This is a genomic window from Alteromonas sp. ABH4_453 (genome assembly GCF_056160665.1).
In genome coordinates this window covers 198370-213363 of sequence record NZ_JBSWXP010000002.1, presented here as the reverse complement: position 1 = coordinate 213363, position 14994 = coordinate 198370, and the positions used below count along the sequence as shown (strand labels likewise).

11 protein-coding genes are annotated in these 14994 nt (G+C 45.9%); 4 read left to right on the top strand and 7 right to left on the bottom strand.

Annotation, left to right across the window (positions count from 1 at the left end):
• Positions 1–7: 7 nt before the first annotated feature.
• Positions 8–1423: a glucuronate isomerase gene (gene uxaC, locus ACXAGV_RS04360; protein WP_474872207.1), complete on the bottom strand. Its 1416-nt coding sequence runs from the start codon at positions 1421–1423 to the stop codon at positions 8–10.
• A gap of 302 nt (positions 1424–1725) precedes the next feature.
• Between uxaC and ACXAGV_RS04355 the strand changes: the two genes are divergently transcribed.
• The gene (locus ACXAGV_RS04355; RefSeq protein WP_474872206.1) at positions 1726–2763 is read left to right on the top strand and encodes a LacI family DNA-binding transcriptional regulator; all 1038 of its coding nucleotides are present in this window, start codon (positions 1726–1728) and stop codon (positions 2761–2763) included.
• A gap of 103 nt (positions 2764–2866) precedes the next feature.
• Here ACXAGV_RS04355 and ACXAGV_RS04350 read toward each other — a convergent pair whose 3' ends face one another.
• The 4 genes from ACXAGV_RS04350 to manD form a co-directional block, all read right to left on the bottom strand.
• Positions 2867–4102, bottom strand: a complete 1236-nt coding sequence (locus ACXAGV_RS04350) for a sugar MFS transporter (RefSeq protein WP_474872205.1) — start codon at positions 4100–4102, stop codon at positions 2867–2869.
• Positions 4103–4114: 12 nt separating this feature from the next.
• The gene (locus ACXAGV_RS04345; RefSeq protein ID WP_474872204.1) at positions 4115–5302 is read right to left on the bottom strand and encodes an AGE family epimerase/isomerase; all 1188 of its coding nucleotides are present in this window, start codon (positions 5300–5302) and stop codon (positions 4115–4117) included.
• 79 nt (positions 5303–5381) lie between these two features.
• Positions 5382–6311, bottom strand: coding sequence for a sugar kinase (locus ACXAGV_RS04340; RefSeq protein ID WP_474872203.1), 930 nt, complete (start codon positions 6309–6311; stop codon positions 5382–5384).
• Between the two features lie 10 nt (positions 6312–6321).
• Positions 6322–7530, bottom strand: coding sequence for a D-mannonate dehydratase ManD (manD, locus tag ACXAGV_RS04335; RefSeq protein ID WP_474872202.1), 1209 nt, complete (start codon positions 7528–7530; stop codon positions 6322–6324).
• Positions 7531–7652: 122 nt separating this feature from the next.
• Here manD and ACXAGV_RS04330 point away from each other — a divergent pair, with 122 nt between their 5' ends.
• From ACXAGV_RS04330 to ACXAGV_RS04320, 3 genes are all read left to right on the top strand, one after another.
• The gene (locus tag ACXAGV_RS04330) at positions 7653–8381 is read left to right on the top strand and encodes a FadR/GntR family transcriptional regulator (protein ID WP_474803665.1); all 729 of its coding nucleotides are present in this window, start codon (positions 7653–7655) and stop codon (positions 8379–8381) included.
• Positions 8382–8461: 80 nt separating this feature from the next.
• The gene (locus ACXAGV_RS04325) at positions 8462–10804 is read left to right on the top strand and encodes a GH92 family glycosyl hydrolase (RefSeq protein WP_474872201.1); all 2343 of its coding nucleotides are present in this window, start codon (positions 8462–8464) and stop codon (positions 10802–10804) included.
• 2 nt (positions 10805–10806) lie between these two features.
• Positions 10807–11445, top strand: a complete 639-nt coding sequence (locus tag ACXAGV_RS04320) for an HAD-IA family hydrolase (RefSeq protein ID WP_474872200.1) — start codon at positions 10807–10809, stop codon at positions 11443–11445.
• Between the two features lie 174 nt (positions 11446–11619).
• On the opposite strand, the gene ACXAGV_RS04315 is transcribed toward ACXAGV_RS04320, so the two are convergent.
• The gene (locus ACXAGV_RS04315; protein WP_474803656.1) at positions 11620–13122 is read right to left on the bottom strand and encodes a CoA-acylating methylmalonate-semialdehyde dehydrogenase; all 1503 of its coding nucleotides are present in this window, start codon (positions 13120–13122) and stop codon (positions 11620–11622) included.
• A gap of 30 nt (positions 13123–13152) precedes the next feature.
• Complete coding sequence (gene iolD, locus ACXAGV_RS04310; protein ID WP_474872197.1) at positions 13153–14994, bottom strand: 3D-(3,5/4)-trihydroxycyclohexane-1,2-dione acylhydrolase (decyclizing); 1842 nt, start codon at positions 14992–14994, stop codon at positions 13153–13155.

Sequence of the window (14994 nt, the reverse complement as noted above, 5' to 3'; positions counted from 1 at the left end):
CCACTACCTATAAGTTGTAAGCACGTTTAGCTAGGTTATATGCCAAGTCCTTGGCAAGCCCATGAGCCTCATCCATATCGATATAGTGACGCGCTACCAGCTCCGCGAGATATACACAATCCATTCTACGAGCAAGATCATGACGAGCTGGAATAGATAAAAACGCACGGGTATCGTCATTAAACCCTACTGTATTGTAAAACCCAGCGGTTTCGGTGGTTTGTCTTCTGAAACGAATCATCCCTTCAGGGCTATCGTGAAACCACCATGAGGGCCCTAGCTTCAGGCAAGGATAATGCCCTGCGAGCGGCGCTAATTCTCTGCTGTATACAGTTTCATCTAAAGTGAACAAGATAATGTTTAAATTTGGATTGTTGCCAAACTTATCTAGTAAAGGTTTAAGGGCTTGAATATATTCAGTGGGAGAAGGAACATCCGCGCCTTTATCTCTACCATATACTTCAAACACAGACTTGTTGTGATTCCTGTAAGCACCGGGATGGATTTGCATAACCAAACCGTCTTCAATAGACATTTCAGCCATCACGGTAAGCATATGCGCCCTAAAAAGCTCAGCCTCGTCGGCAGTAAAGTGACGGCTTTGTACTTTGGCAAATAACGTTTTGGCCTCGCTGTGAGAAAGGTCTGCTGTTGCTGCGGTGGGATGGCCGTGGTCGGTAGAGGTAACGCCCATCGTTTTGAAGAACGCACGTCGCTGGCGCAACGCTTCAAGATAATTGTCGTAATTTGTACAGTCTAAATCGGTTAACGCACCGAGTTTTGCTAATTTTGTCGTAAATTTTTCATGTTCGGGGTCAATGACAGCATCAGGCCTAAACGCACTAATAACTTTACCTTTCCAACCTGAGTCCAGAATTTGTTGATGGTATGTCAGTTCATCGGTTGCACATTCCGTCGTCGCTATTACTTCGATATTGTACTGCTCAAATAATGCTCTAGGAAGGAACTCAGGGCGCTTTAGCGCGCTGTCTATGATGTCGTAATAATGGTCAGCCGTTGATTCCTCTAATTTCACCTCAATACCAAACGTGTGCACAAACACATAGTTAAGCCAGAAGCTCGACGGTGTTCCCTTGAACAAATAAAAGTGTTTTGCAAATACTCGCCATACTTCACGCGGTTCAACGTCAGCGCAACTTCCGTCTTTTCGCCATATACCGAGCTCGTCTAAGCTAATGCCCTGACTGTAAAGCATTCTATAAATGTAATGATCAGGCTTGATGAGTAAATCAGTAGGGTTGGCAAATGGCTCATTCAATGCAAACCAAGCGGGGTCAGTGTGACCGTGAGGACTAACGATAGGTAAGTCTTTCACCTCATTATAAAGTGTCCTTGCGATGTCTCGTTCCACTGGATTAGAGGAAAAGAGTCTATCTGGATGAAGGTGCAACTTCGACGCCATCAATATTTACTCCATTGCTTGTCGTTAATGGTCAAAAAGCGCATCACTGTTGAAGAAATGACATGAATAATAAGTGATTACCTTACCTGTCTGATGGCCTTTCCAAAATAGAAGTTATAAACCCAATTGACACCGGTGTCAAATATGATTATAAAACAACAAAGGCGATAATATTTAATATAGAATTATCATTATTAACAAATTTACATCAACTAAGCAGCCTATTTGGGCTTATATCACAAATACTGTTGGTTGCACTATGGTGATGATTTATATTATCTCGTCAAAGTATAAAAAGGGTTATGGAATTTATGGCTTCAGTCACCATTATGGACGTAGCACGAAAAGCTGGTGTCTCTAAGAAGACGGTTTCACGTGTTATTAATAATGAAGCTAACGTGAGACCACAGACAAAAGAAAAAGTCCAAGCTGCAATTGATGAGCTTGGTTTTAAGCGCAATCCTCTTGGAATGGCCCTTGCGAAAAACCGGTCATTGTTTATCGCGCTTCTCGCAGATAACCCAAGTCCTGGTTATCTGATGAATTTACAGAAAGGTATCCTTCAAGCGTGTACCGAAGAACATATGGGGCTATTCCTTTATGATTGCCAATACCGCTCGCCATCATTAGTAGAAGAAATACAAACCTTCATTGAGAATACGCTGGCTGATGGCCTTATACTCGTACCTCCACTTAGCGATAAAATCGAGCTTCTTGATATGCTTGACCGCAAAGGCGTCAGTTATGTTCGCATAGGAACCAAAGATACAAAGCGCGGCGATTTCGTTGGATCTAATACGAGTAAAGCCGCATTCGATATGACTGAATATCTTATTAAGCTTAAGCATCAACATATTGGTTTTATCTTAGGTCATCCCGATCAAGCATCGAGTAAACGAACTGAACAAGGATTCAGAGAGGCGCATGCAAAAGCAGGTATGCCTGTCGATGAAACGTTGATTGCCCAAGGGTATTACACCCATCAATCGGGCGTTGATGCGGCGATGACGTTGCTAAATAAAACACCTAGACCAACAGTCATTTTTGCGAGTAATGATGAAATGGCCGTTGGCGCATTGTGTGAAGCACAAAGTCGGGGAATAAAAGTACCTGAAGAGCTTTCCATAGCGGGTATTGATGACATATCGATAACTACAAAGGTTTGGCCAAATATCACAACTATGCGTCAACCGTTGAATTCCATAGGTTATACCGCAGCCTCTACGCTTATTCGACGATTACAGAAAAAACCTATAGAACAAAGTGAGGAAGCTTTTGTGAACCAACTTTTCGACTGTGAGCTTGTCATTCGCCAATCGACCAAAACTTACGTTGGCTAAAAGAATATTATGATAGGAAAAGATAGGCGCGCTGCGCACTGGTAAGTACTTAGCATTCAGGCCTATCTTTTCGCTTTAGCTCTCTCTACGTAAAACCTCTAGGCTACGACTCACTCACTTTCTTTGACCCTACGATCGCATACCATGCGATATACACGTAGCACAGTGCTGGTACCAAAAAGCTCAACTGTAACGAAATGGCATCAGCAGCAACACCTTGAATAAGTGGCAGTATTGCCCCTCCCACTATACCTTGGCATAAGTAGCCAGACGCTTTACCGGTATGTTCTCCCAACCCAGAAATGGCCAGCGCAAAAATAGTGGGAAACATAATAGAATTAAAAAGGCCTATAGAGAGAATGGTCCACATTGCCATATCGCCACTACTAGACACCGACACAGATATCATTGCTACTGCAAGTAACGCGTTTAAAGCAAGAATGATTGAGGGAGCAACAAATCGCATAATGAATGCCCCAAAAAAGCGACCAACCATAGCAGCACCCCAGTAATAAGACACCATGGCACCTGCACTTACGTTATCCATTCCCTCTATGCCAAGCTGTAGAAAAAAGTTTACCAAATAGCTACCCACCGCAACTTCTGCGCCGACGTACAAAAATATGGCGAGTACACCGTATTTTAAATGGGGAAAAGCATTCATAGAAAAGCGCTTTGTCGTTTGGCTAGCGCCACTGCTTTCATGCAGTATTGGCAGGCGCAATTTGGAAAAAATGAGAGCGACAACAACCAACACCCCCGCAATTATTAAATAGGGCTGCTGCACTGCTTCAGCTGAATTATCATTTGAAGCTGATGCAAGAATAAGGATCGCACCAAATGCGGGCGCTGCGGAGTGTCCGAGTGAATTAATTGCCTGCGCCAGATTCAGACGGCTAGCGGCGGTTTTTTCAGGCCCCAATGCAGCGACGTAAGGATTAGCTGACACTTGTAAAACAGTGATGCCTGCAGCTAGTACGAATAGGGCGAAAAGGAAAATACCATACCTAGATAAGGATGCTGCGGGAAAAAAGAGACAGCATCCAACGGCAATAATACCCAAGCCGTAAATAATGCCTCTTTGATACCCCGTTTTTACAATAAGTCGACCAGCTAAGGGCGAGACGATAAAATAAGCCCCAAAAAAGCAGAACTGAACAAGCGCCGCTTGTAAAAAGCTTAATGCAAAAGCGTTTTTTAAATAAGGCAGCAAAATATCGTTTAAGGCTGTGATGAACCCCCAAATAAAGAACAGGGCGGTCATGGCAAAAAAGGCAAACTTCATGGTATTGGGCTGATGCTCAGTTTTGAGCGCTACCATTTCAGGTGTAGGGTTCATAAATTATCCTTTTTACAGTTTCACTAATACATCAAAACAGGCACCAAGCGTGTGGTAGTCACACTTTGCACCCGCACTACTCTTCTCATCAGATACTTTGGCATTATCACGACCCAGCAACCTAAACCACGCACCGTATTGGTGGTCGACAAAGTGTTCCCAGCTGTAAGCCCATAACTTTTTATAAGCGTCTAAATATTTCGCTTCCTTCGTTTCTTGATAAAGCAGAGCAGCCGCGGCGAAACTTTCAGCCTGAACCCAAAAATACTTGTCGTCGTCACACCAGTTTCCTTCGTCATCGAAACCGTAGATCAGTCCGCCGTATTCGTTGTCCCAAGCCACCTTATAAGCAGAGTCAAAGAGAAACTGTGCACGCGTTAACCACGCAGTATTAGGTTCGATTCGATATAGCGACACTAACAATTTCGCCCACTCGGTTTGATGGCCAGGCTGGAACCCCCAAGGTCGATATAAATTTTTGGGGTCATCACGGTTGTAATCCCAATCGGTTTGAAATGTTGGCGTGTAATGCTCCCATACGAGACCGCCCGTTTGATTAGCCTGTCGTGAGGTTATATTTTCGGCTATGCACTTTGCTCTAGAAAAATAAACGCTGTCACCGGTTGCTTCAAACGCAGAAATCATCGCCTCACATGCATGCATATTTGCGTTTTGACCTCGATAAGGCGACAGTACTCCATCCGCGCTAATTTCATCAGCATACAGCTCATAATCAGGTTGCCAGAACCGAGTTTCCATTAAATCGAACACTCGCTTTATGTCTTCTTTCGCATCTTTGATTTTTGCCTTGTGAATTGCGGCATAGGCCAATAAAACGAACGCATAACCGTAGTTTTGCTGGGTCATATCAAGGGGGTCATTTCCTTGAAGGGTCCATGCATAGCCTTGCTTGTCTTCTCGCCAATGCACGTTTTCAAGGAAGGTAAGGCCGTGAATAGCCAATTCTGCATATTGCTTTTCGCCAAGTAAGCTGTAGCCACGGGCATAGTTAACGATAATTCGCGCACTACTCACTAGTTGTTTGAACTGAGGATTAAACACCTCACCATTGTCTAAATAATTCTGAAAATACCCGCCTTCTTGATCAACAACACGTGGGTCATAAAACCGATAAATGTCTTTGCAATGTTGCTCTAAAAACGCTTTGCTGTAGGGATTTTCAAGTGAAGAAATGGGCATAGTGCAATGTCCTATTTAATTTGTCGTTGTAGGGATTGGCATTATTCTGGTGTTTTTGCATTAAGTGTGTGCCGACGAACTAGGCATCGTTCGCCGCCGACGGTATTGATAATTTACCCCACTGGCTTTCTGGCAGAATGGCACCTTTAAATTGAACCACTTTACTCGCACAAGCATGTGCCTTTTTAATGGCTTGATTTATACTCATGTTCTGAGAAATACCCGAGATAAATCCGCCGCTGAAGGCGTCTCCCGCTCCCGTAGCGTCTACCATGGTGTCACTGAAATCCAAAGGAAGTGTATTCAATTCCCCCTTCACCCAATAGCACGCTTTACGCTTGGCAGACATTAATGTGATGCAAGGCAACGCAGCGCAGAATTGCTCTAACATCGCGGTGTTTGAAAACTTGAAAATTGTTTTTAAGTCTTCGTCGCTGGGAAGGAAGTAATCTGCTTTTGCGATGGCTTGCTGATAGGCATTCACTACATCATCTCGACGCCGCCAAAGGTTCGCTCTGTAGTTCGTATCAAAGAACACTAGTTTGCCTTTAGCGCGCTGTCGTGCAAGAAAAGCTAACCAACAGTGCAACACTTCTTCGCTCATCAAAGACAGGGTTATCCCTGACCAATAAAAGGCTGTGCAGTTTTCCGCTTTCTCCACCAGTGACGTGAAGAGTGAAATACTGGTAAAGCATTGCTTTGCCGCTGAATTACTGCGCCAGTAGGTGAAAGTTCGCTCACCATGATTGTCGTTCTCGATGGCATACATTCCTGGTGATTCGCCGGGAATACTTATCATTGAACACAGAGGCAGGCCATGATGAAGGCATGCGACACGAATACTTTCACTAAATCCGTCATCGCCAAGTGCAGAGAAATAACGCACGTTTGTACCTAACCTTGATAACATTACGGCCGTATTAAATGTATCTCCCGCTACGCCGCGCTTGAACATACCCTCTCCATAGGGCTGTAGCTCTATCATTACCTCTCCAAATACGCCAATCATGCTCTGTTCCTCACCAGTTATACATTGAGCCATCTTCTAATCGGTTTACGGGCAAGTAAGCGCGTTTATAAGGGTATTTCGCTGCTTTTTCCTCATCGATATCCACACCATGCCCAGGCGTTTCACCGGCTATCAAATAGCCATTTTCAAAACGATAATCGTGAGGGAATACTTCGTCGGTCTCAGGTGTATGACGCATATATTCCTGGATGCCAAAGTTTGGTACCCAAGTGTCGAAGTGAAGTGCAGCGCCCATTGTGATAGGGCTTAGATCAGTTGCACCGTGGAAGCCCGTTCTGACATGATAGAGCTCCGCTAAATGCGCAATTCTGCGTAAATGCGTGATCCCTCCGCCATGCACAATGGTCGTGCGGATATAATCGATAAGCTGTTCACTAATCAGCTGTTGGCAGTCGTGAATAGAAGCAAACACCTCTCCTACTGCAATAGGTGTGGTTGTATGCTTACGGAACAGTCTGAAACCTTCTTGCAGTTCTGCTGGAACCGCATCTTCTAACCAAAATAGTTTGTAAGGCTCTAGAGATTTACCAAGTTGCGCAGCTTCTATTGGTGTGCATCTGTGGTGGGCATCATGCAGTAAATGGTAGTCGTAGCCATAAGTTTCACGCAGCGTTTTGAAAAGCTCAGGTACGCTATTTAAATATTTTGACGTGGACCATACGTTTTCTGTAGGCAGTTCAGCATCTGCGGGTTCATAGTACATTTTGTCTTTTGAAACGCCGTATGTACTGTCTAGTCCGGGCACCCCCGTTTGAGCGCGAATGGCTTTATATCCCATATCGATGTACTTACCGACTTCGGCAACCGTATCGTCTATCGTTTTGCCGTTTGCGTGACCGTAAACCATAACACCATCACGACTTCTGCCACCTAATAACTGATACAGCGGCATATTGGCAGCTTTTGCTTTTATATCCCATAACGCCACATCAACAGCGGCAATCGCCGTCATCCCTACTGGACCACGACGCCAATATGCACCTCTGTAAAAGAACTGCCATATGTCTTCAATGCGTCTCGCGTCTTTTCCAATAAGGCATGGAACAAGGTGATCTTCTAAATAACTTGCCACCGCAAGCTCTCGACCATTTAGTGTAGCGTCGCCAATACCGTAGGTCCCGTCTTCGGTAACAATTTTCAGCGTAACAAAATTTCTACCGGGACTGGTGACGATGACTTTAGCGTCGATAATCTTCATATTCATTCCTATATAAACGATGCTCTGTCGAGTAAAAACACAGATGTAACCTTGAATTTACCACCACAAAGCCTTAAATTGGCCAAACCTTTTTCATTAAGTTAACATTTGGCCCGTCCAATATGCAACATGTAAGTCCAAAAAATCTACACTCTGGTTCTTCGAGCACCGGTCAACGCCTGTATCTTCAAGTTGCAGACTCACTTGCACAGCTCATCATCAGTGACAATTTGAGCCCTGGAGATCGCCTTTCCCCTGAGAGAGAACTTGCACAAGAATACGAAGTCAGTCGCCAAACAGTACGGGAAGCATTGATTGCCCTTGAGGTATCCGGTTTAGTAGAAATTCGCCCAGGTTCAGGCGTTTACGTATTAAAGCGAGAGAATTTAAAGACGAGTTTGGTCATGGAAGATGCACCAGGCCCCCTCGAGATCATGGAGGCTCGAACTTTATTTGAAGGTGAAGCAGCAGCACTGGCAGCACAAAGGATTAGTAATGAGGAACTACTCAAACTGAAAGCTTATCTTAAGCAAATGGAAGACATGGTCGCCCTTGGAAAGATAAAGGAGGCAGAGGAGTTTGACGGAAAGTTCCACCGCACTATTGCACAGGCAACACGAAACAGCGCCATTATTACCACTGTTGAATGGTTATGGTCTTTGCGTGAATCGTCGGAAATAAGCCGTGTATTTAACGACAAGATTCGCCAGAAAGGCTCCAACCCTAATATCGAAGCGCACAAGCAAATTCTTGAAAGCCTCTCTCGCTACGACAGCGATGCGGCAAAGAAAGCCATGCAGTCACATCTCGCCGACGTTTCCGAAGCGTATATTTTATTCATCTCCGACTAAAATTGGACGAACCAATTTGAAATTGGTATAGCATCTTGTTATAAAGGCGTAAATAACGATTTAGTTTGGGGTAGTTGAGGATGAAAAAGAATCTTTGGTTGACGTGTTTTCTAGCAATGTCGTGTGTTTTGACGCCGCTTTCGTTAAGTTATGCGTCCAGTAAGCAACCCGTTGACCTTGTTTACCCTTATCTCGATTCAGCTAACAGCCGCTGGTTCTTTTTTGACTCAGCATCACTTCCTTTTGGTATGGTCAACCTCAACCCCGATACCGAGATAGGCGGAGCATGGGGAAGTGGTTATCGTTACCATTCTAACGACATTAAAGGCATAAGCCACGTGCATGCGTGGCAGCTATCCGGGCTATCCGTTATGCCTCTCTCGTCTACTCGCCCTGTGGCCGAGATTAAAAATGACTATTACTCTCCGTTTTCTCATGACAGTGAAATTGTAAAGCCGGGCTACCATAAATTTTCATTAGATCGTTACAAAATTGATGTTGAGCTTACCGCTACAACCCGGGTTGGTTTTCATCGTTACCATTATGCGCCTAATACCCCACAACAAGTATTATTTAACTTAGGCGGCAAATTAGGTCCATCAGAATTAGGTCACGCAGAAGCAAACCAAGTCGCGTCTAATGCGGTAGCTGGCTACATAACAAACTTGCCGACGTACCGCAGAACTCGCCCTACAAAAGTTTACTACTATGCCGAATTCGATAAAGACATAGCTCGATTAGACAGCTACAGAGGGGAACATGTATTCCCGGCCGTTAGCGGCATTAACGGACTTAATGCAGGGCTACTCATTGAACTTAGTCATGACGAAAAACCGCTTTTGATGAAAGTGGGGATTTCCTACGTGTCTGTGGAGAATGCGAAAGCCAATATTGATGCAGAATTATCTACCTGGCACTTTGATAAAACAAAAAATGCCGCACTCACAGAGTGGAACACATGGCTTAAAAAAATCACCGTAAAAGGCGGAACTGAACAACAACAGCGCCGATTTTACACCGATCTTTGGCATGCACTACAAGGCAGACGCATTATCTCTGACGCCAACGGTCAATATGTTGATCAAACTGGCATAGATCCTGTGATTAAACAGCTTCCCCTCAATGAAAAGGGGGTCCCGCTATTTAACCATCACAACTCAGATTCTTTTTGGGGAGCACAATGGACCATTGCAACGCTGTGGCCGCTGGTATACCCAAGCGTCGCCTCGGATTTCACCAACAGTCTGCTTACCTACTATAAAGATGGCTCGATGATTCCACGAGGCCCATCAGGTGGAAATTACACCTATGTCATGACAGGCGCTTCATCAACGCCGTTTATCGTTTCTAACTATATGAAAGGCATACGAGACTTCGATGTTGACACGGCTTACAGCGGGTTAACGTACAATCATAGTGATAAAGGCATTATGGCAAAAGCGGGTTATGAGCACTACACCAAAATGGGTGGTGGTATGCGACATTATCTCGAAAAAGGCTACATTCCATTTCCTCTTCCGCCGGAGGAAAGCAGTTATGGCAATCATAGAAGGGGGCCGGGCCAAACCTTAGAAAATGCGTATCAAGATTTTACCCTTGCTCAGTTTGCCAACGCGCTGGGAAAAGAGAAGGACTATCGCTATTTTTTAAAACGCAGTCAAAACTACCGCAATGTTTTTGATCCTGAATCGGGTTTTATGCGCCCTAGAAATGTAGACGGTACGTGGCAAACACCATTCGACCCCTATCAATACGAAAATGGCTTTGTCGAATCGAACCCCGCTCAAGGCACCTGGTTTGTTCCTCACGATATTAAAGGGTTAGCCGAATTGATGGGCGGGGAAGCGGTATTAATTGAGCGTCTAGACCGCGACTTTCTTGTTGCCGAAAAGCAAGGCTTCACGTCAGGCACTGCTCATGCAGATGAAACCATTGAGTCGTTACGTCGGGCTCCGATCAATTATGGTAATCAACCAAGCATGCAAACCGCATTTATATTTAGCGCAGCAGGCGCACCCTGGAAAACACAAAAATGGTCAAGACGGGTGGTCGACGCTGTTTACTCCCATTTATCTCCTGAACGTGGTTACAACGGTGATGAAGATCAGGGTTTAATGGGCGCGCTGGCGGTACTCATGAAAATAGGCTTGTTTCAGCTAACCGGGGGCGTAGAACAGGACCCTGTTTATTATATTGGCTCACCTATTTTCGATGAAATCACACTTTCTTTAGACAATGACTACTTCACGGGTAAACAGTTTACGATCAAAACCCTAGATAATGGACCAGATAATGTTTTTGTGGAGTCTGCTACGCTCAATGGCGAACCTTTAAACCGCGCCTATCTGCTACACAGTGAAATCACAAATGGTGGAGAACTCGTCCTGCAAATGTCGTCTACGCCTAACCCGTCTTGGCGATAAGCATGACCATAAAGTGTTTGCTTTTTGATAGTGACGGCACACTGGTAGATAGCGAATACCTGTGCAACCTTGGCTTAGCTCAGCAGTTTGCCACTATGGGGCTCAAGCTTGATGCGCATCAGTTGATGAAGCGATATCGAGGCGGCAAGATGTCGGAGGTACTCAACGATATTGCCACATCGCATGACATCACCCTTCCTGCACACTTTTTAGAAGACTACCGGGCTCGCGTCGCCAATTTATTCGAAGCGAACCTTAAACCTATCGATGGGGTTGTTGATGCTCTTGAACAGCTAGACTACGAAAAAGCGGTGGTATCGAATGGCCCTAAAGAAAAAATAGACCATGCATTAGGGCTTTGTCACTTGCACCACTATTTTGGCCCACATATTTACAGCGCATACGACATCGGCGCGTACAAGCCAAGCCCAGATATTTATTTAAGCGTAGCGAAAAGGCTAGGGGTAATGCCGTCTGAATGTGTAGTGATAGAAGACAGCATGGCGGGTATAAAGGCGGGTAGTGCAGCAAAAATGAAAACCTTCTTCTACAACACATTCAACGAACCCGTTTCTTTACCCAATGTGTCTTCGTTCAGCGATATGAGAGCGCTACCGGGTCTTATTGCCTCGCTTAAGTAAGCGATAACTTACTTTTTTCCAATTGATGACAATATGCCTGATTATGTTTTCTGCAATCTTCCCCCCCGTTACAACATTCCCACCCGGTCAATAAAAAGAATATAAAAAAAGGCATTCACCATAGTGAATGCCTTCGTTTTTAAAATTTCGTATTAAGAGTCTTTAACGCTAGCGCTATTTCATTGTTGGCATAGTGTAATGATTGATGTTTTGTTGGCCCTTAGGCCAGCGAGCAGTCACTGTTTTCATCTTAGTGTAGAACCGAACGCCATCTGGGCCGTGCATATTTAGAGGACCAAATATTGAGCGTTTCCATCCGCCAAAACTGTGAAACGCCATAGGCACAGGAATGGGTACATTCACGCCAACCATACCCACTTGCACCTGATGCGTATACATATGGGCAGCCTCACCATTTCCCGTAAATATCGAGGTACCGTTTCCGTATTCGTGTTCATTAACAAGTTTAAGCGCTTCTTCGAAGGTATTTACGCGCACTATACTAAGTACAGGACCAAATATTTCCTCCTGATACACACGCATGCCTGGCGTCACATTATCAAATAGGGTGGGACCCACAAAATAGCCTTGCTCGTTTCCAGTTACGGTAAAGTCGCGCCCATCGCTGACCAAACGCGCCCCCTCCTTGATTCCTGTCTCAATATAAGACAGCACCTTATCAGCATGCTGACGGCTGATTAGAGGCCCCATATGTGGTTCCTCACCTTCGCCATGCCCTGCACCAACGCGCATATTCGCTATTTCCGTTTCTAGCTTTTCTATCAGTGCATCCGCTGCTTCGTCGCCCACACATACGGCCACAGAAATCGCCATGCAGCGTTCACCCGCAGAGCCATAAGCAGCGCCCATTAAAGAACCACTGACTAAATCAAGGTCAGCATCTGGCATCACTACCATATGATTTTTAGCACCACCGAGTGCCTGCACGCGTTTCCCGTTCTCACTCCCCGTCTTGTATACATATTCAGCGATAGGCGTAGAACCTACAAAGCTAACCGCTTGCACTCTAGGATCGCTGAGCAACACGTCAACTGATTCTTTATCGCCATTTACAACATTGAATACACCGTCTGGCAAGCCCGCCTCTTTTAAAAGCTCGGCCAGCTTTAACGGTACGCTAGGATCTTTTTCGGAAGGCTTCATCACAAACGTATTACCGCACGCTAGCGCTACTGGGAACATCCAAAGTGGTACCATCGCGGGGAAATTGAAGGGCGCAATTCCCGCGCAGACACCCACCGGCTGCATTAATGAGAAACTGTCCACACCACGGCCAACGTTCATTGACTGCTCGCCCTTGAGCAAATGTGGAATACCACACGCGAATTCCACCACCTCTATGCCTCGGGTTAGCTCTCCCTGCGCATCCGAAAAAACTTTTCCATGCTCTGACGTGATAAGCAGCGCCAGTTCATCTTTATTTTCTTCCAGCAGCGCTTTGAACTTAAACATCACGCGAGAACGGTTCAACGGCGTTACCGCACTCCATTCTGCCAGCGCATCATGTGCGGCAGTAATCGCTTGTGTTGTCTCTTGTGCACTGGAAAGGCATACTTGCTTAGTCTGCTCTCCCGTGGCGGGGTCGTAAACTGCCCCCACTCGTCCGCTCTGGCTTTCTACGTTATTACCGTTTATAAAATTACCAAGTGTTTGCATGATGTCCCTCTAAGACGTAAGTCTTCAAAATTAATAAGGTTGCTTAGACTGAGCACCTTTGTATTCTTTATGTGCTTGATTTACCGACTCACACTGTGAGATCTCAGGTATAGCAACGTCCCACCAGCTGCCATTATCAGTACTTATATGCGGGTCGGTATTAAGTGAAATCAGGGTACTTTTTGTATTACTGCGCGCTTTTTCTAGCGCAGACTCTAGCTCGCCAACACTGGACACACTAATGCCGTGCGCCCCCATTGCACTGGCGTGTGCAGCAAAGTCGATGTGCATTGCGTCGGGATTACCCGCACAGTTTTCTAAAAGGTTGTTGAAAGGTGCGTTCCCGGTACCTTGTTGAAGGCGGTTAATGCAGCCGAAACCTCGGTTGTCGAGCAGAATGACGGTGATTTTTTGTTCAAGCATGATTGACGTCGCCAGTTCAGAGTTCATCATCATGTAAGAACCATCACCTACCACCACAAACACCTCGCGCTTTGGCGTGGCCATTTTTACGCCCAAGCCACCCGCTATCTCATAGCCCATGCAAGAGAAGCCATATTCCACATGGTACGAGCCCGGTCCCTCAGCTCGCCATAGCTTGTGAAGCTCTCCAGGTAGACCGCCGGCAGCACAAACAATGACATCGCTTGTGTTACTTTGCCGTTTGATAGCACCTAGCACTTGTGCATCAGAGGGCAGTTCTGTGCCCGTATCTGCTGTAACGTTGTCATACATGCTTTGCCATTGGGCGTTTAACACTTTTGCACGATTGAGCCAGTCTTTAAACAGTGGAACGGGCGTAAGACCCTCAGATAGTTGCATTATCACGGTTCGCGCGTCGCCAACTAACGGTTGAGCGTTGTGCTTTTCAGCGTCGAACACACCTACGTTCAGCTGAATTAACATTTTTTGGTGACTCTCCAACAATGTTCGCGACTCCGTCGTGAAATCCTGTAAACGGGTCCCTATTGCCAGCACCACATCAGCCTCTTGGGCTAGCTGATTTGCAGCAGCTGACCCCGTTACACCGATACCGCCTACTGCACAAGGATGCTCCCACGGCAACGCCCCTTTTCCAGCCTGGGTTTCTGCGACCGGGATTTGATGGGCATGCGCAAAGTCAGACAGCACTTCTGTGGCCTCAGAGTAAAGCACTCCGCCACCGGCGATGATGAGAGGCTTTTCAGCGCATTGAAGTGCGCTAAGTGCATGTGCTAATTCATCCTGATGCGCGCTTACTCGCCGTAAACTATGCACTTTCTTTACAAACAGACTTTCTGGATAGTCGAATGCTTCGGTCTGTACATCTTGCGGAAAAGCGAGAGTAACAGGGCCAGAGTTCACCGGGTCCAAGAGTGTCTGCATTGCTACGGGCATTGAATGGATCAGTTGTTCAGGGCGATGAATGCGGTCGAAATATCGGCTTACTGGTTTGAAGCAATCATTCGCCGTCACTCCAGGATCAGTAAAGTGTTCTATTTGTTGAAGTACAGGGTCTGGCTTTCGGTTTGCAAACGTGTCGCCGGGAATCAATAACACAGGAAGGCGATTGGCATGGGCAAGCGCAGCTGCGGTTACCATATTCGTGGCTCCAGGCCCAATTGAAGACGTACACATCATCATGCGCTTGCGGAAATTTGCTTTAGCATACGCAATTGCAGTATGGGCCATGCCCTGCTCGTTGTGAGCACGAAGCGTAGGTATGCTGTCTTGCGCGTGGTAAAGAGCCTCGCCTAAGCCGGCTACGTTACCATGACCAAAAATCGCAAACGCGCCGCCAAAAATCGGCACCTCTTCGTTGTTGTGAACGATGTATTGCTGGCTAAAAAACTTTACCAGCGCCTGCGCGGCGGTTAATCGAACATACTGCAT